This is a genomic window from Streptomyces sp. LS-MS-L19 (assembly GCF_058382285.1).
In genome coordinates this window covers 6,142,440-6,159,863 of sequence record NZ_JBYCLL010000001.1, presented here as the reverse complement: position 1 = coordinate 6,159,863, position 17,424 = coordinate 6,142,440, and the positions used below count along the sequence as shown (strand labels likewise).

Here is a 17,424-nt window from a genome sequence, read left to right as displayed (position 1 = left end):
TCGAAGACGTGGCCGGCTCGTCAGCCGACGGCACCGGACCCGGTACGCCGGGCGGCCACGTCGGCGACGCTCCCGGCCAGGGCGACGGCGGCGGTGTGACCGGGCCGGTCCCGTCCCCGTCCTCCCACCGCTGCGACTCCTCGTTCCAGTACCGCACGCCCCCGCTCATGCCGCCGCCCCCTTCAGGCGTCCGTCCAGCACTCCCCCGCTCATGCCCACCTCTGTCAACCGTGCCCCGCCCCCGTCACAACCCCAACAACCCCGCCACAGCCCCCGCCGAAGCCACGAGGCTCACCAGTGCCTGTGAGTCGTCCAGCAGGGCCCGCAGGCGTTCCCGGCGGGTCGGTCCCGCCTGGCCCGTCGTGACGATCTCCTCCTCCGTCTCGGCGAGCGCGGTCTCCAGCACCGCCGTCTCGTCCGTGGACCGGAGCCGGGTGAGGTCCGCGCGGAGTTCCCGCACCGCGGTCAGGAGCGCCTCGGCGTCCTCGTCACGCTGGGGCGCGACCCCGTGGTGGCTCTCGGCACGCGCGTGGCTGCCGATCGCGAAGGTGCTGCCGTGCACCCCTCCGCTGATGCTGACGCCCGGTTCATCCGTTGCCATTGCTGCCGCTCCCCTTCTGCGACGCGGCGCCCGCGCCCGCCGTACCCGAAGACGCGGTGGCGTACTTGCCCGCCGCGAACGTACTGCCGTGGACGCCGCCCTCGACGTGCACCCCGCCACTGCTGATGTTCACGATCTTCTGGACGAACTCGCCGGTCTGGTAACCGGATTCGGCGAGCGCCGTCAGCACGCCGTGCGCGACCCGGTCCTGGACGCTGCGGAGATAGCGGTAGGCGTCCATCTCCTGGAAGGTGGACCCCTCGTCCATGGAGCCCAGCTCCCGTACCGACAGCGCGGGACCGTCCGGCAGCGCGCCCGCGTACCCGCCGGTGAGCAGCTTCCACACGTACCCGACGCCCCTGCCGAGGGTGGCGAGGGAACGGGCCGCGGAGCCCGGCACCCGGGCCACCGCCCAGGCGGCCTTGCCGAGGACGTTGTTGTGCCGGTAGTTGTGCGCCGCGCGGTCGGCGTCCTTGAAGTCCTCGCGCACCGGCAGCAGCACATGCGGGGCGATCTCCAGCATGAGCATCCGGCCCTGGGTGTGGACGCGCACGAAGACCGTGACGACCAGCTCCTCCTCCCAGCCGCCGACGCGGATGCGCAGGAAGTGCCGCCGCTTCTCGGCGCCCTCCTCGACCGCCCGCGCCCGGTGCTCCTCGAAGGCCCCCGGATGGTACGGCGCCTCCTCGCGCCGGCGCAGCCCCTCCGCGGGCAGGAACACGCACTCGTCGATCTCCAGCCAGCGCAGCCGGTCGCGGACCGTGTGCCCGGCGAACTCCGAGGGCAGCCGCAGCTGTTCGAGCAGCGGGCGGATCTTCTCCAGGACCGCGCGGTTGTTGAGCGGGAGCTGTTCCTTCTTGGTCTCGTCGGGCCGCAGCTCTACGGCGAGGACCCAGGTCTCGTAGGCGACTCCGGCCCCGCAGAAGGGCCGCTTCTCGTGGTACATGACGAGGGGCGCGTGCTGTTCGAGCCGGATGCGCTCCTTCAGCCGCTGGAAGCGCGGCCCCTCGGCCCGCTCGGCGGGGTCGCCGGCCGCGTCCGGGAAGCGCTCCGGGGACAGTTCGGCGCCCACCGCCCGGGCGAACTGGCCGCGCTGGGCGGCCACGCACCCCGCGATCAGGGCGAGGACGACGATCACGAGCCAGGCCTGGAGGGGCCCGATGAGTGAGCCGGCCCGGTCGACGTCCGGGAACAGGAAGTCCGTGACGTCGGGCGAGTCGCCGTAGGAGCCGCCGAAGTAGGAGTCGCCGTAGGAGGACGACTCGCCGTAGTAGGAGCCGTAAGTGGGGTCGTCGTCCCCGCCGCCGAAGGCGGCGAACAGGGTGACGGCGAGGAAGATCGCGAAGCCGACGCGGCCCCACCAGCGGATCAGGAAGGCGGGCAGCCGGCGGTAGAGCGGCGGGTTCAGGCCCTTGCCGCGGACCCAGGGGGCGATCGCGAGCATGAGGCTGGGGACGAGGGCGAGGCCCAGCAGTCCGCCGGTGAGCGGCAGCCCGATCACCCACAGGCCGATGATCGCCCCGGCCCACAGCAGCTCCTGGCGGCGGGCGCGCAGCGCGTGCGCGAGCACCCGGGCCGCGTCGAGGCCGAGCGAGGGCGCCACGATCCGCTGTTCGTTCAGGTGCAGTTGCTCGATGACCCGGTCGCGGTAACCGGAATCCAGATAGGTGCCGGCGCACAGCAGGCGGGTCGCCTCGCTGGCGTGCGGCGGTGTGACCGGACCCGGCGGTGCCGCCTGCGGCTGCCGAGGTACGGATGTAGTAGTCACGCGACTCCCCCGATGCGTGCAAAGCCCTTGTTCACGTCGGTTGTTGACAAACAATCAGCATAGAGGTGCGGGTGGGAACCGGAAACCGGAATGCCGGTTTGACGGACTTCCCGACGACAATCGGCAGACCTTTGACTACAGTCAAAGATTATGGACCCGGTGTCGGCAGAGCAGGTGGCGGAGTTCCGCCGGTTCAACCGTTACTTCACCCGCCGTATCGGCGCGCTCGACGACCACTACCTCGGCCAGGACCGGCCGCTCGGCGAGGCGCGGCTGCTGTTCGAGATCGGCGAGGGGGTCTCGCTGCGCGAGCTCAGGAACCGGCTCGGTCTGGACGCCGGTTATCTGAGCCGGATGACGAAGACCCTCCAGGGCCAGGGACTGGTCCGGGTCAGCGTCCACCCGGGCGACAGCCGGCTGCGCATGGTGGAGCTGACCTCCGCCGGACGCATCGAGCTGGCGGAGCAGAACCGCCGGGCCGACGCCCTCGCGGCCGGTCTCCTCGAAGGGCTCAGCGGGCCCCAGCGGGACCGGCTCACCGAGGCGATCGGCACCGCCCGGCGGCTGCTGCGCCTGGCCGGCATCACCGTGACCCCGGTCGACGGCGCGGCCCCGGACGCCCGCGCCTGTCTGGACGCCTACGCCGCCGACATCGACGCCCGCTTCCCGGAGGGCTTCGACCCGTCCGACCTGGTCCGCCCCGAGGAGGTCTCGGGGCACGCGGGCGCGTTCTTCGTCGCGTACGAGGAGGGCCGCCCCGTGGGCTGCGGGGCGCTGCGGCGCCTGGAACCGGGGGTCGGCGAGCTCCGGCATGTGTGGGTGCACCCGGACGCCCGCCGCCTGGGTCTCGCCCGCCGCCTCCTCGCCGCCCTGGAGACGGCGGCCGCGGCCCGCGGCCTCACCGTCCTGCGCCTCGACACCCACGCGTCCCTCATCGAGGCGCAGACGATGTACCGGGCGTGCGGCTACACGGAGATCCCGCCGTACAGCGAGCACGTCTACGGCGACCACTGGTTCGAGAAGCGGCTAGGGACCCCGGGTCCCTGACCAGTCGGCGAGCAGGTCCCGCACGGTCCGCCGCAGCCAGGCGTGCACCGGGTCGGCGTCGTGCCGCGGGTGCCAGGCCAGTCCCAGCCGCAACGGCGGCAGCCGCAGCGGCACTTCGAAGGTGACCAGGTCGAGCGCGGTGGCGAGCGGCAGCGCCCAGGAGCCGATCAGGCCGACCAGGTCGGTGTCCCGGACCACGAAGAGGGAGGAGGGGAAGGTGGCGATCGCCGCCACCACCCGCCGTTCCAGGCTGAGTTCGGCGAGCGCCTCGTCGACCGGACCGCGCAGCCTGCCCCGCCGGGACACGGTCAGGTGATCGGCCCCGGCGTACCGCTCTGCCGTCAACTCCCCCTCCAGCAGCGGATGTCCGGGCCGTACCACCGCCACCATGCGGTCCTCGTGGAGCGCCTCCACATGCACCTCGGGCGCCACCGTGTCCACGACCCCGACCTCCAGATCGGCGGTCCCCTCCCGCAGGAACGGCACGTCCACATGGCTCTCGGCCAGGAACCGGATGCGGACCCCGGGCGCCTCGGCGGCGGCCCGCCGCAGGAGGGCCGCCCCGCAGGCCGCGGCGACGGTGTCGTGGCCGAGGATCGTGAACGTCCGCTCCACCGTGCGCAGATCGACGTCCCGCCCGGGCGCGAACAGGGCCCGCGCCCGCTCCACCACCGCGCTCACCTCGGCCCGTACGGCCAGCGCGTGCGGGGTCGGCACCATCCGCCGCCCGGCGCGCACCAGCACGGGGTCGCCGAGCGCCCTGCGGATCCGGCCGAGGGTGCGGGACATGGCGGGCTCGGACAGGTGCAGGCGCCGGGCCGCACCTCCGACGCTCTGCTCCTCCAGCAGCACGTCCAGGGCGACCAGCAGATTCAGATCCAGTTGCGTCACACGCATCGATCCCTTGCAAAGGTTGCACTGGAGTGCAGGACACCGTCGAGCCTACGGTGACAGGGCATCCCACACCACCGCCCGCTCCCTGGAGGAGCCATGCCCTCACCTGCCCCCGACCAGGTCCCGACGCCCACCGCGTCCGCCCTGAAGCGCTCCACCCTGCTCGCCCTGTGCGCCTGCGTCCTGGTCGCCCAGAGCATGGTCGCGGCGATCAACCTCCTGATCCCGCAGCTGAGTTCGTCGTCACTGCACCCCTCGTCCAGCGAGCTGCTGTGGACGGTCGACGCGTACGTCATCGTCTTCGCCTCCCTCCTCATCCCGGCCGGCGCCCTCGGTGACCGCCACGGCCACAAGGGCGCCCTGCTCACCGGCCTGGGCCTGTTCGCCGCGGGCGCCGCCACCAGCGCCCTCGCCCAGGACCCGGCGCTGCTCGTCGCCGGGCGGGGCGTCTCCGGGGCCGGGGCCGCGCTGATCACCCCGGCGACCATGTCGATCCTGATGCGTCTGGCGGGTCCCGGGGGCCGGGCCCGGGCGATGGCCTCCTGGACGCTGGCGATCGGAGTCGGCGGCATGCTGGGCAACCTGGGCGGCGGCCTCGTGGGCCAGTTCCTCACCTGGCGCGCCCTGTTCGCCCTGATGGTCCCCCTGGCCGCGCTGCTCGCCGTGACGGTCGCCCTCACCACCCCGCGCACGGACCGCGCCCCGCGACAGCGACTCGCCCCGCTCGGCACCCTGCTGCTCACGGCGGGTCTGGTGGCCACCCTGTTCGGCATCATCGAGGGCCCGGTCCACGGCTGGACCTCGCCGCGCATCCTGACCGCCTTCGCGGCGGGCGCGGTTCTCCTCACCGCTTTCACCGCGCACTCCCTGCGCTCCCGCGCCCCGCTCCTCGACCCCCGCCTGTTCGCCTCGCCGAGGCTGCGCTCCTCGACCCTCGGCATGGCGACCGGCTTCTTCGGCCTGTTCTCCCTCTTCTACGTCAACTCGCAGTACCTGCAAGGCGTGAAGGGCTACGGCCCCGCCCTCGCCGGGGTCGCGATCCTGCCGCTGATCGTCGGCATGGCGGTACTGCCGAGACTGGCCGCGCGCTGGTCCGGTCACCCCATGCCGGTCATCGCCGGCGGACTCGCCCTGATCGGCCTCGGTCTGCTCGGCGCGTCCACCGTGGACGCCGGCACGCCCTACGCGCTGTACGCCTGCTGGCTGCTGGTCATCTCGGCCGGCACCGGACTGTCCATGCCCGCGCTCACCCTGGGCGTCGCCACCGCGCTCCCCCCGCACCGGGCGGGCCTCGCCTCGGGCCTCGGCACCTCCGCCCGCGAGATCGGCGCGGCCCTCGGGGTCGCCGTCACCGGCACGGTCCTGGCCTCCCGTCCCGACCTCGCGCACGGCATGGGCCCGGCGCTGCGCACGGTCGCCCTGCTGGTGCTGGCGGCCACGGTGCTGGTGGTGGCCGGTCACCGGGAGCGGTCCGGAGAGTCACGCACTATCGCGTTCGACCGGAAACGAGTACTATCGCGTTCGGTCGACCGCTGAGCGGGTCGGCCCCAACCATCCCCGCCCACGCACCAGTTGCCCCGAGGAGCCGCCGTGCCCTCCCTGCTGAACCCGGTCATCGGCCTGTTGCTGCTCCGTAGCCCCGGACAGCAGGTGCGCGTCCTGGTCGGCCCCTGCCCGGCCCGTCGGCTGCGAGGAGACCGGGGCGCCCGGGGACGGGCTCCCGCTCGCCCACGCCGGCCGGCTCGACCGGCCGACCAGATGCGGGCGTTCACTCCCGGACTCGGTACGGCGGCCGGTGCTTGCCGAGCCGTTCCGGGCCTCGGGGAGACGGGGACCGGGGCAGCGGCTCAGCCGCACTCCGTGCCCGTCGGGCAGAAGGACGCCAGCGCCCTGGTGAGCGGTTCGCGCACGAGAGCGGGTGCGAGGGCTTCGGGGCCGGTGGCGCGGATCGCGTAGAGCGTGCCGTCGGCGGCCTGGAAGCGGTGGTCGACGACCTGGCGGGCGCCGAGGTCCGAGTCGTCGTAGCGGTAGGCGAGTTCGGCCCAGGTGGTGCCGGAGGCGCGGTCGAGGACCTGGTAGCCCGGCTGGCGCGCGAAGCCGTAACCGGGGTCGTTCTCGGCCAGGTCCAGGGACTGGGCCGGGGTGTCCTCCGCGATCCGGAAAATCTGGAGCCGGCGACCGTCGGCGGGGGCGTCGTAGACCACCACGGGAGCGGCCTGGCCCTGCTTCTCGGTGCGGGTCCAGCCCCGGGGCACGTCGACGCGGTAGCCGACGGGGTCCTGGGTGCGGCGGTATCCGGTGGCCGGGGAGGACACCGGCGACGGGGTCGCGCCGGACGAGGGCGAGGAGGGCGACGTGGAGGCCGGCGACGCGGACGAGGCGGCGGACGGCGACGAGGACGACGTGGCCGTGACCTTCGGAGCCGGTCCCGCCCCGGAGCGGGACCCGAGGGAGGTGTCCCGGAGGAGGAACCAGACGCCGGCGCCGACCGCGACCCCCACCAGGACGGCCACCGTGAGGGCGGCGAACACCCGCCGGACCCGGTGGGGCGCGGGACCCGGGGGAACCGGCACCGGCGAGGTCCGGGGCGGAGCGGGCGGGGCCGTCCCCCAGCCGGGCGCGAGCGGCGAGGCCTGGGTCGGCGCCGCGGCCCACGGCGGCGCGACCTCCTGGTCCCGGGGCGGCACGAAGGAGGTCTGCGTCTCGGCCGAGGCCCACGGCGGCCGCTCCCCCGCCCGCGCTTCGGCCGAGGGCCACGACGGCCGCTCCCCCGCCCGCGTCTCCCCCGAGTTCCAGGCCGCCCGGCCTCTCTCCTCGCTCGGTTCGTGCTCCGCTCCGGAACCGGAGCTGTAGCCGTTCCAGCCGTTCATCGCGCATCCCCCCGAATCACCCCACCGGGTAAGGCTTCGACCGTAGGGCGAAAAACGGCCACGGGCCCCGTTCCGGAAGGAACCGGAACGGGGCCCGTGCAGGCTCGTGACAGAGCCGTCGAGAAGACTCGGCGTCGGGACGGTCAGATGAGACCGAGCCCGCGGACCGCCTCGCGCTCCTCCTCCAGCTCCTTCACCGACGCGTCGATGCGGGCGCGGGAGAACTCGTTGATGTCCAGGCCCTGGACGATCTCGTAGACGCCGTCCTTGGTGGTGACCGGGAAGGACGAGATCAGGCCCTCCGGGACGCCGTAGGAACCGTCCGACGGGATGCCCATGGAGGTCCAGTCGCCGTCCGCCGTGCCGTTGACCCACGTGTGCACGTGGTCGATGGCGGCGTTGGCGGCGGAGGCGGCGGAGGACGCGCCACGGGCCTCGATGATCGCGGCACCGCGCTTGGCGACGGTCGGGATGAACTCCTCGGCCAGCCACTTCTCGTCGTTGACGGTCTCGGCGGCGTTCTTGCCGGCGACCGTGGCGTGGAAGATGTCCGGGTACTGGGTGGCGGAGTGGTTGCCCCAGATGGTCAGCCGCTTGATGTCGGCGACCGAGGTGCCCGTCTTCTTCGCGAGCTGGGTCAGCGCGCGGTTGTGGTCCAGGCGGGTCATGGCGGTGAAGCGCTCGGCCGGTACGTCCGGGGCGGCGGCCTGGGCGATCAGCGCGTTGGTGTTCGCCGGGTTGCCGACGACCAGGATCTTGACGTCGTCCGCGGCGTGGTCGTTGATGGCCTTGCCCTGCGGCTTGAAGATGCCGCCGTTGGCCTCCAGGAGGTCACCGCGCTCCATGCCCTTGGTGCGGGGGCGGGCGCCGACGAGCAGACCGACGTTGGTGCCGTCGAAGGCGACGTTCGGGTCGTCCGTGATGTCGATGCCCTGAAGGAGCGGGAAGGCGCAGTCGTCGAGCTCCATGGCGGTGCCCTCGGCCGCCTTGAGCGCCGGGGTGATCTCCAGGAGGCGGAGCTTGACCGGCACGTCCGCGCCGAGCAGCTGGCCGGAGGCGATGCGGAAGAGCAGGGCGTAACCGATCTGGCCGGCCGCGCCGGTGACGGTGACGTTCACGGGAGTGCGGGTCATGGCGTTCTCCGTATGACAGCTGGCGGTGGGGCGTCCCTGCCCCGGACGTTTGATCGATCTCTCGGCATCAAGAGATCCACCGGTCAGGCTATCGCGCATCCGGTGACCCGAACGTCCGGGTCGGTGTGGCCCACCCCACAGGGCCCCCTACGGAGAAGGCGGCCGCCCGTCCGGGAGAGGGGGGACGGAAGCGGCCGCCGTATGGGGGTACCGGTGTCCGGACTCCCGTGGGGGTAGTTCTCGCGTGCCCGGGATTCAACAACCCATGCGCACGCCGAGAAGAATTGCTCAGTCGGTGCACCCCCGCTGCCCGGAAGCCAGCGTCACACACGCCTTCGCCTCCGCCGCGTCCTTCACCGCGACCATCGGCGTGTAGGCGATCGTGTCCCCCACCTCGGTGATGCTCCCGCTCTGCTCGGCCACCTTGCCCGCGGTCACCTCGACCTTGTCCCCCTGGCCCGCCTGAGTGACGCGGCCCCAGGCCGCCCCGCAGGTCTCGCTGTACCGCACCTCGACCACGGCCGCCCCCACCGTCGCGGTCTTGGCCGTGGTCACCAGGTTCCCGCTGCACCCCATCGCCTCGGCGTCCTTCCCTGTGCACCCGGCCCCGCTGCACTTCACCCCGGCGGGCAGCGAGACGGACGCGGTGGGGGACGGCGACGGGGACTTCTCGGCCCCCTGCTTCTTGTCCCCTCCCGGGTCGACCAGGAAGAACACGGCGGCGACCACGACCAGCACCCCCACGACCCCCGCGAGGAACATCGTCAGCCGCCGCTTCCCGCCGGAGCCGGAGCCACCGGACCCCCCGGAACCGGAGCCACCGGGCCCCCCGCTCCCCGGCCGCGCGTCCTGCGGCTGGTCGTACGGCCCGGGCGCCCCCGGCGTCCACCCCGGCCCGTCGGCCGAGACGGGCGCCGCGGCGGCGGCCGTACGTCCCGAAGAAGCCTGCGACGGGCCCTGATATCCGGCCACGCCCCAGGAGTTGGCGGTCGGAGAGGCGCTGTCGGCCTCCTGCGGAGTCGGCTGCGGCGGCACCGTGGGCGCGACCCCCGCGGGCCCCGCCACCCCCGGCGTCGCGGTCGCGCTGCCGCTCTTGCGGGCCGCCTTGCCGCTCTTGGCCGGCGCGGGCGGCGCCCCGAACTCGCCGAGCGCGGCCCGCGCCTGGGAGATCCGGATGGCCTCCATGGTCATGTCGTGCCGCATCTCCGAGCGGCTCCAGGCGCGTTCGGCCAGCTCCCACATCGTGGTCAGGTGAATGGGATTGGTGCCGGTGACCTCGGCCAGGGCGACGATCGCGCCCTTCGGCGCGAGCAGCCGGCCGTTCAGATAGCGCTCCCAGGACGTCTTGCTGTAACCCGTGCGGTCGGCGACGGCCGCGATGCTCAGGCCGCTGCGGTCCACGAGCCGCCGCAGCTGGCTCGCGAACTCCCTGACCTGCGGATCCATGTCGTCCGGCAAGGCCTTCCAACGAGGCATTGCTCCCCCCTCTTTCCCCCCGGTCGGTGCTGTGGTGCTCACGTGCGCTGCAAGGATCTCAGCTTTTCGGGCACGGGCGCACGGGTGCATCGGCAAGTTCGACACGTTATCGGCGCTGTCGAACGGTGCTGTATCAAAAGCGCAAACTTGTCAATACATCGTCACACGAGGAACACATCGGAAATAACGCCCGTCACGGCAGTTCCCGGCTCACCCAGAGACCACGGCCCCGGCGACCCCGACCGCCAGCAGAAGCACGAGCAGCAGTACGGCGGCCAGCAGCAGCCGGTTCATCCCGCCGGGTTCCTCCCGCGGCGGCTCGTCCCACCACGGCAGGGTCGGGTCGTCCTCGTATCCCTCGCTCCCCGAGGCGGCCGGCGGGGCCGGGGACGCCGGCCGGGGCCAGGCCTGGACCGCGAGTTCCCAGCGCACGGTGAGGCGTTCGGCGTCGGTGCCCTCGAGACCGGCGATCCGGCACAGCGCGGCGACGGCCTGGCGGGGCGGCGGCTGGGTGGCGTTGAGATAGCGGTGCCAGGAGGACTTGCTGTAGGCGGTGCGGGCGCCGAGGGCGACCAGGCTGAGCCCCGTGCGGTCCTTGAGCCGCCTGAGCTGCTCCACGAAGTGCCGCACCTCCGGCGGCAGATCGCCGGGCAGCGGCTGCCAGCCACTCATCGCCCACCTCCACGCCGTCCTCACCTGCTTCCAGGCAGTTGACGACGTCAGAGGCCGGATCGGTTCCTGGCCGCGGGGCGGTTGTGGCAGGTCACTCACACCGTGCCGGAACCGTCACCGCTGTGCCACAGCGGGCCCACAGCGGTTGAACGGCCCGCTCACACCGCGGGAGGCTGAAGCGCGACGGCGGTCCGTCCCTCATCGGGGGAGGGGACGGACCTCCGGCCCCTCCCGCGCGGGGATCAGCTGTTGGTGACCGTGAAGTGCAGGGTGTCCTTGAGGAACGGGATCACCAGCCACGGGTCCGGCTGCACCATCATCGCCAGCAGCACGATCGCGGTGCCGAGCACGCCGTAGGTCGCGATGTCGGTGAACCGGGAGCGCACGGCGAGCATGCCGACGTCCGGCAGCAGCCAGCGCAGCACGGCACCGGCGAGCAGGGCCAGGCCGATCAGGAGCGTGCCGACACGGAACCGGTCGAGGGCGGTCAGCAGCAGTCCGAGACCGACCGCGGCCAGCACGGCGAGCACCGGCCACTGCCGGGCGGGCGCCGGCGCGTCCCGCGGCGCGGCCCGGCCACCGCCCTCGGGCCGCGCGGTGTCCCTGGTGAACAGCGGAAACCGCCGAGTGGCCCGCCGCGGCCGCCCGTCGACGTCGGGCGCGCTGATCGCATCCCGTACGACGATCCCGGCCTGCCCCTCGGGATCCTCCGCGGCGTTCACGTCGTCGGAAGCGGGCGCCGAGGTGTCCGCCGCGGCACGCTCACGGTCCTCGTCGGCCTCGGCGACCCGCGCCTGTGTCCCGTCCACCGTCCGCGCCTCCGCACGCTGCTGTCCGGCGCCCCGGGGCTCCACGCCCGGCCGCCGTTCCGGCTCCCCCGTCTCAGGCGACACCGCGCTCCGCCGCCTCGACCACGTTGACGAGCAGCTGGGCGCGGGTCATCGGGCCGACGCCGCCGGGGTTGGGGGAGATGAAGCCGGCGACCTCGGCGACGCCGGGGTGGACGTCTCCGACGATCTTGCCCTCGGCGTTGCGGGAGACGCCGACGTCGAGGACGGCGGCGCCCGGCTTCACGTCCTCGGGGCGGATCAGGTGGGCGGAGCCGGCCGCCGCGACGATGATGTCCGCGCGCTTGAGGTGCGACGACAGGTCCCGCGTGCCGGTGTGGCACTGGGTCACCGTCGCGTTCTCGCTGCGCCGGGTGAGCAGCAGCGGCATCGGGCGGCCGATCGTCACGCCACGGCCGACGACCACCACCTCCGCGCCCTTGATCTCGACGCCGTAGCGGCGGAGCAGGGTGAGGACGCCGTTCGGCGTGCAGGGCAGCGGCGCGGGCTCGTTGAGAACCAGGCGCCCGAGGTTCATCGGGTGCAGTCCGTCCGCGTCCTTGTCCGGGTCCATGAGCTCCAGGATGCGGTTCTCGTCGATGCCCTTGGGCAGCGGGAGCTGGACGATGTACCCGGTGCACGCGGGGTCGGCGTTGAGTTCGCGGACGACCGCCTCGATCTCCTCCTGCGTGGCCGTCTCCGGCAGCTCACGCTGGATGGAGGCGATGCCCACCTCGGCGCAGTCGCGGTGCTTGCCGGCGACGTACTTCTGACTGCCGGGATCGCTCCCGACGAGGATCGTGCCGAGGCCGGGCGTGACGCCCTTCTCCTTCAGCGCCGCCACGCGGGCGGTCAGATCGGACTTGATCGCGGCTGCGGTGGCCTTGCCATCGAGAATCTGGGCGGTCATGTGCCCATCCTCCCGGATGACCGGCCCCCGGTTCCAATCAGGGTTCCAATCCGGGTTGCACTTGCACAACACATCGCAATGCGCCTGGACAACCGCTCTCCTCTCCTAGAACGATGGAGGGCGCTGTAACGCGGCTGATGTTCGGGGGGCATACCGCTCTTTTCGTGACGTTCCTCCGCACAATTCCGCAACGTCCCCTTTGCGTTCACGGAGGATTCCCACCATGAGTTTCGGCTCGCCCAACAACCCGTACGAACAGCCGCAGAACCCCCAGCAGCCGCAGCCCGGTTACGGCTACCCCCAGCAGCAGCCCCAGCAGCCCGGTTACGGCTACCCGCAGCAGGCCCCGCAGGGCGTCCCGCCGCAGCAGGGCTACCCGCAGCAGCCCGGTTACGGCTACCCGCAGGCGCCGCAGGTCCCGGCCTCCGCCTACGGCTACCCGCAGCAGCCGGGGTACGGCGCCCAGCCGCCGTACGCGAGCTGGGGCCGGCGTTTCGCGGGCACCCTGGTCGACATGCTGGTCTTCATCGTCCCGTACATCCTCGTGGGCATCGGTGCGGCCAACAAGACGGCGGCCCTGGTGATCATCGGCTACCTGGCCATCATCGGCCTCGCGATCTGGCTGCTCATCATGGAGGGCCGCACCGGCCAGACGGTCGGCAAGAAGGCGCTCAACATCCGCCTGGTGCGGGAGTCCGACGGCCAGCCCCTCGGCGTCGGCATGGCCTTCGTCCGGCGTCTCGCGCACTTCCTGGACAGCCTGGCGTGCTACCTCGGGTGGCTGTGGCCGGCCTGGGACGCCAAGCGTCAGACCTTCGCCGACAAGGTCTGCTCCACCATCGTCATCCGTACGAACTGAGCTCCACCGCATCACGACCGACGGCCGGCGGCCGTGTCGCCGCCTCGCCACCCTCTCCCCGGGGCCGTGTCACACCGTGACACGGCCCCGGGGCGTTGTCCGGCGGTGTTCCCTCCGTATCCCGGCGCTCCCCGGTGACGGGGCGATAGCCTCTCGTCAGCCGACTGGCGTGACCGGAGAGCATGTTGTGGACAGAAGAGGCAGGTCGGGGGAACCGTGACAGACACACCGACGGCCGGTGACACCGCCCTGCGGCAGGTCGGCGCGGCCCCGCTGCTGCCCACCGATCCCGCCCGCATCGGACCGTACGCCCCGCTCGGGCTGCTCGGCAGCGGCGGCATGGGCCGGGTCTACCTGGCCCGGCACGCCGACGGCAGCCCGGGGCTCGCCGCCGTGAAGGTGATCCGGCCCGAGTACGCCGAAGGGCCGGACTTCCGGCGGCGGTTCGAGCGGGAGGCCGCCGTGCACGGACGGGTCCGCACGCCCCGCGCACCGCATCTGCTCGGCACCGGGTTCGACGACGCGCTGCTGTGGATGGCGACCGAGTACCTGCCCGGCCTCACCCTCGTCGACGCCGTACGCGAGTGCGGGCTGATGGAACCGGCCGGGGTGTGGCGCCTGGTGGCGGAACTCGGCGAGGCTCTGTCGGCGCTGACCGCCGCCGGGGTCGTGCACCGGGACCTCAAGCCGTCCAACGTGATCCTGTCCCCGCGGGGCACCCACGTCATCGACTTCGGCATCTCCCGCGCGGCCGACAGCAGCGCGATCACCACGACCGGCAACCGGGTCGGCACGGCCGCGTACATGGCGCCCGAGTATCTGCGCGAGGGCCGCTGCGACGCCGCCTCCGACGTCTTCTCGCTGGGCTGCACCCTCGTCTACGCCGCCACCGGGCACGCCCCCTTCGGCGACGGGACCGGCGTGGACGTCATGCACCGGGTCGCCTTCGAGGCGCCCGACGCCGAGGTCATGGCCGAACTGGCGGAGTCGGACCCCGCGCTGGCCTCGCTGCTGGCCGCCTGCCTCGCCAAGGACCCCGCCGGGCGGCCCACCCCGGGACAGCTGACGGCCGCCGCCACGGCCGCCGGGCACGGCCGCGCCGCCCACTGGCAGGAACCGCTCGCCGCCCGGCTCCGCGAGCGGCAGCAGGGGTGCGCGGTGCTGGCGGACCTGCCCACGGGGAGCAGTCACTTCCGCACGCCGACCCAGCCGGTGCTCTCACCGGTGCCCGCGCCGACCGGGAGCGGCAGACGCAGGAGGCCCCTCATAGCCGGCGTCGCAGGCATCGCCGTCGGGGCGGTGGCCGTCGGCGCCTTCCTGCTCACCCGGCCGGGCCTCGAGTCCCCTGCCGCCGCCACCCCGACGGTCTCCACCAGCGCCACGGCATCGACCGCTCCGGCGTCTGCGAAGCCCAGCGCCTCCCCTTCGGCCTCCGCCAAGGAAGACGGCGAGAAGAAGAAGGACAAGGACAGGGCCGAGAACCAGCAGGCGGCCGCCGAGGAGACCAGCCCGGAGCCGGACAGTACGCCCTCCCCGACCGCCACCCGGGCCGGCAGCGGCAGCGCGCCCGCCCCGACCGCCACCGCCACGGTCACCAGGACCACCGCTCCCCCGGCCACCCCCGCCTGGATATCCGGCTGCACCTACTACTCCGGCACCGAACTCACCGACTACGGCGACAAGGGCCAGCGGGTCGTGCAGGTGCAGTGCATGCTCACCAAGCGCGGCTACAGCGTGGGCGGTTCGGGCGTGGACGGCGAGTTCGGCAGGGACACCCAGGCGGCGGTCAAGCAGTTCCAGAGCGCCAAGGGCCTGGAAGTGGACGGCCAGGTGGGTCCCAACACGTGGGCGGCGCTACGCAGTTCCACGTAGCGCCGCCAGGCCGGTGTCCCGGTTCCGTCAGTGGAAGAAGTGCCGCGTCCCCGTGAAGTACATGGTGACGCCGGCCTTCTTCGCGGCCTCGACGACGAGTTCGTCACGGACCGAGCCGCCCGGCTGGACGACCGCCTTCACGCCGGCCTCCAGGAGGACCTCCAGGCCGTCCGGGAAGGGGAAGAAGGCGTCCGAGGCGGCGTACGAGCCCTGCGCGCGCTCGGCACCGGCCCGCTCGACGGCGAGCTTCGCGGAGTCGACGCGGTTGACCTGGCCCATGCCGACGCCGACCGAGGCGCCGTCCTTGGCGAGCAGGATCGCGTTGGACTTGACGGCCCGGCAGGCCCGCCACGCGAAGGCGAGCTCGCCGAGCTCGTCCGCGCTCAGCGCCTCGCCGGCCGCGAGGGTCCAGTTGGCCGGGTCGTCGCCCTCGGCCTGGAGGCGGTCGGTGACCTGGAGGAGCGCGCCGCCGTCGATGGGCTTGACCTCGGCGGGGTGCGCGGGCGCGGCCGGGGCCTTCAGGACGCGGATGTTCTTCTTCTTGGCGAGCGCCTCCAGGGCGCCCTCCTCGTAGTCCGGCGCCACGATGACCTCGGTGAAGATCTCGGCGACCTGCTCGGCCATCTCCTTGGAGACCGGCCGGTTGACCGCGATCACGCCGCCGAACGCCGACAGCGGGTCACACGCGTGTGCCTTGCGGTGCGCCTCGGCGACGTCCGAACCGACCGCGATACCGCAGGGGTTGGCGTGCTTGATGATCGCGACGGCCGGCTCGGTGTGGTCGTACGCGGCACGGCGGGCGGCGTCCGTGTCCGTGTAGTTGTTGTACGACATCTCCTTGCCGTGCAGCTGCTCGGCCTCGGCGAGACCGACACCGCTGCCGTCGACGTAGAGCGCGGCGGGCTGGTGCGGGTTCTCGCCGTAGCGCAGGGTGCTCTTGCGCTCCAGGGCGGCCGCGATGAAGTCGGGGAACTGCGAGTCGTCGGCGGGGGCGTAGGCGCTGGCGAACCAGCTGGAGACCGCGATGTCGTACTCGGCGGTGTGCCGGAACGCCTCGGCGGCGAGCCGCTTGCGGGTGACGAGGTCGAAGCCACCGTCCTTGACCGCGGCCAGGACGTCGGCGTAGCGCTCGGGGCTGGTGACGACGGCGACCGAGGGGTGGTTCTTGGCGGCGGCGCGCACCATGGAGGGGCCGCCGATGTCGATCTGCTCGACGCACTCGTCGGGGCTCGCGCCGGAGGCGACGGTCTCGCGGAACGGGTAGAGGTTCACGACGACGAGGTCGAACGGCTCGACACCGAGCTCCGCGAGCTGCTCGCGGTGGCTGTCGAGGCGCAGGTCGGCGAGAATGCCGGCGTGCACGCGCGGGTGCAGCGTCTTGACCCGGCCGTCCAGGCACTCGGGGAAGCCGGTGAGCTCCTCGACCTTGGTGACGGGGACGCCGGCGGCGGCGATACGGCCGGCGGTGGACCCGGTGGAGACGAGCTCGACGCCCGCCTCGTGCAGGCCGCGCGCGAGGTCATCGAGGCCGGTCTTGTCGTAGACGCTGATGAGCGCCCGGCGAAGGGGCCGCTTGTTCTCGGCGGTCACTGGATAACTACCTTTCGTCCCTCAATGCGATAGCCGTTGCGGGCGAGCCGCCCCACGACCTCGACGAGCAGCCTTCGCTCGACTTCCTTGATGCGCTCGTGCAGAGCGCTCTCGTCGTCCTCGTCCCGGATCTCCACCACGCCCTGGGCGATGATCGGTCCGGTGTCGACGCCGTCGTCGACGAAGTGGACGGTGCAGCCGGTGACCCTGGCGCCGTACGCGAGCGCGTCACGGACGCCGTGGGCGCCGGGAAAACTGGGCAGCAGCGCGGGGTGGGTGTTCACGAACCGCCCACCGAAGCGGGCGAGGAACTCCTTGCCCACGATCTTCATGAACCCGGCGGACACCACGAGGTCGGGTTTGTGCGCGGAGACGGCCTCGGCGAGGGCGGCGTCCCACTCCTCGCGGCTCTCGAAGTCCTTGACCTTGCACACGAAGACCGGCAGCCCCGCCCGCTCGGCCCGGGCCAGCCCCTCGATGTTCTCGCGGTCGGCGCCGACGGCCACGATCTCGGCACCGTAGGCCTGTGCGCCGGTCTCCTCGATGGCGTCCAGCAGGGCCTGGAGGTTCGTACCGGATCCGGAGACCAGCACGACCAGGCGCTTGACCGGCCTGGCCTGCTCGGCCACGGGCTTGGCGGCCACGGCGGGGCCCTTTCTCGAAGGAGGGTCTTCTCACGGCCGACGCTTCGCAGCTTCGGACGCTTTGTACCTTCGTACGAATGCTTCGGGCCCGGGGATACGGGGAAGCCTACGAAGCGGCCGACCGTCAGCAACGATACCGGCACACCGGACGGCCCCCGTGGGACGGGGGCGTGGCCGGAAGGTAGCGTCTGCACGGAGCCGGTCCGGGAACGCGGGTGGTGTGCGGTGCGTTCACGGGGTGACGGCTCACGCCGGACGCTT

At 72.7% G+C, this 17,424-nt stretch carries 16 protein-coding genes; 5 read left to right on the top strand and 11 right to left on the bottom strand.

Features of this window, described 5'->3' with window-relative positions; genetic code table 11:
- Positions 1-244: 244 nt before the first annotated feature.
- Positions 245-601, bottom strand: a complete 357-nt coding sequence (locus tag AC2XR2_RS27585) for a hypothetical protein (RefSeq protein WP_491516576.1) — start codon at positions 599-601, stop codon at positions 245-247.
- Positions 588-2,369: an AbeC-like domain-containing protein gene (locus AC2XR2_RS27580; RefSeq protein ID WP_491516575.1), complete on the bottom strand. Its 1,782-nt coding sequence runs from the start codon at positions 2,367-2,369 to the stop codon at positions 588-590. The genes AC2XR2_RS27585 and AC2XR2_RS27580 overlap by 14 nt, the downstream gene beginning before the upstream one ends.
- Positions 2,370-2,519: 150 nt before the next feature.
- Here AC2XR2_RS27580 and AC2XR2_RS27575 point away from each other — a divergent pair, with 150 nt between their 5' ends.
- On the top strand, positions 2,520-3,416 hold the full coding sequence (locus AC2XR2_RS27575) for a bifunctional helix-turn-helix transcriptional regulator/GNAT family N-acetyltransferase (RefSeq protein WP_491516574.1): 897 nt from the start codon (positions 2,520-2,522) through the stop codon (positions 3,414-3,416).
- Here AC2XR2_RS27575 and AC2XR2_RS27570 read toward each other — a convergent pair.
- Positions 3,396-4,313 carry a LysR family transcriptional regulator gene (locus AC2XR2_RS27570; protein ID WP_491516573.1) on the bottom strand — a complete coding sequence of 306 codons (918 nt, stop codon included), beginning with the start codon at positions 4,311-4,313 and terminating at the stop codon, positions 3,396-3,398. The two genes, AC2XR2_RS27575 and AC2XR2_RS27570, sit on opposite strands and share 21 nt — an antisense overlap.
- Before the next feature lie 93 nt (positions 4,314-4,406).
- Between AC2XR2_RS27570 and AC2XR2_RS27565 the strand changes: the two genes are divergently transcribed.
- Positions 4,407-5,846: an MFS transporter gene (locus AC2XR2_RS27565; protein ID WP_491516572.1), complete on the top strand. Its 1,440-nt coding sequence runs from the start codon at positions 4,407-4,409 to the stop codon at positions 5,844-5,846.
- Between the two features lie 311 nt (positions 5,847-6,157).
- Here AC2XR2_RS27565 and AC2XR2_RS27560 read toward each other — a convergent pair whose 3' ends face one another.
- Complete coding sequence (locus AC2XR2_RS27560) at positions 6,158-6,625, bottom strand: serine/threonine kinase C-terminal domain-containing protein (protein WP_491516571.1); 468 nt, start codon at positions 6,623-6,625, stop codon at positions 6,158-6,160.
- Here AC2XR2_RS27560 and AC2XR2_RS27555 point away from each other — a divergent pair.
- A complete protein-coding gene (locus AC2XR2_RS27555) occupies positions 6,609-7,163 on the top strand; it encodes a hypothetical protein (RefSeq protein ID WP_491516570.1) in 555 nt (184 codons plus the stop codon). The genes AC2XR2_RS27560 and AC2XR2_RS27555 overlap by 17 nt on opposite strands.
- Positions 7,164-7,323: 160 nt before the next feature.
- Here the strand turns inward: AC2XR2_RS27555 and AC2XR2_RS27550 are convergent, their stop codons facing one another.
- The 5 genes from AC2XR2_RS27550 to AC2XR2_RS27530 form a co-directional block, all read right to left on the bottom strand.
- On the bottom strand, positions 7,324-8,313 hold the full coding sequence (locus AC2XR2_RS27550; RefSeq protein WP_381297519.1) for a malate dehydrogenase: 990 nt from the start codon (positions 8,311-8,313) through the stop codon (positions 7,324-7,326).
- 288 nt (positions 8,314-8,601) lie between these two features.
- A complete protein-coding gene (locus AC2XR2_RS27545; protein ID WP_491516569.1) occupies positions 8,602-9,789 on the bottom strand; it encodes a helix-turn-helix domain-containing protein in 1,188 nt (395 codons plus the stop codon).
- A gap of 210 nt (positions 9,790-9,999) precedes the next feature.
- Complete coding sequence (locus AC2XR2_RS27540; protein ID WP_381297523.1) at positions 10,000-10,461, bottom strand: helix-turn-helix domain-containing protein; 462 nt, start codon at positions 10,459-10,461, stop codon at positions 10,000-10,002.
- A gap of 242 nt (positions 10,462-10,703) precedes the next feature.
- Positions 10,704-11,183 carry a DUF3017 domain-containing protein gene (locus tag AC2XR2_RS27535; protein ID WP_381297542.1) on the bottom strand — a complete coding sequence of 160 codons (480 nt, stop codon included), beginning with the start codon at positions 11,181-11,183 and terminating at the stop codon, positions 10,704-10,706.
- A gap of 160 nt (positions 11,184-11,343) precedes the next feature.
- Positions 11,344-12,198, bottom strand: coding sequence for a bifunctional methylenetetrahydrofolate dehydrogenase/methenyltetrahydrofolate cyclohydrolase (locus AC2XR2_RS27530; RefSeq protein WP_123762605.1), 855 nt, complete (start codon positions 12,196-12,198; stop codon positions 11,344-11,346).
- A gap of 223 nt (positions 12,199-12,421) precedes the next feature.
- Here AC2XR2_RS27530 and AC2XR2_RS27525 point away from each other — a divergent pair, with 223 nt between their 5' ends.
- A complete protein-coding gene (locus tag AC2XR2_RS27525) occupies positions 12,422-13,057 on the top strand; it encodes an RDD family protein (RefSeq protein WP_381297526.1) in 636 nt (211 codons plus the stop codon).
- Positions 13,058-13,273: 216 nt separating this feature from the next.
- On the top strand, positions 13,274-14,929 hold the full coding sequence (locus AC2XR2_RS27520) for a protein kinase domain-containing protein (protein WP_491516568.1): 1,656 nt from the start codon (positions 13,274-13,276) through the stop codon (positions 14,927-14,929).
- 27 nt (positions 14,930-14,956) lie between these two features.
- On the opposite strand, the gene purH is transcribed toward AC2XR2_RS27520, so the two are convergent.
- Both purH and purN read right to left on the bottom strand, forming a co-directional pair.
- On the bottom strand, positions 14,957-16,519 hold the full coding sequence (gene purH / locus AC2XR2_RS27515; protein ID WP_491516567.1) for a bifunctional phosphoribosylaminoimidazolecarboxamide formyltransferase/IMP cyclohydrolase: 1,563 nt from the start codon (positions 16,517-16,519) through the stop codon (positions 14,957-14,959).
- Positions 16,516-17,163: a phosphoribosylglycinamide formyltransferase gene (gene purN, locus AC2XR2_RS27510; RefSeq protein WP_491516566.1), complete on the bottom strand. Its 648-nt coding sequence runs from the start codon at positions 17,161-17,163 to the stop codon at positions 16,516-16,518. Before purN ends, purH begins: the two co-directional genes overlap by 4 nt.
- Positions 17,164-17,424 lie beyond the last annotated feature (261 nt).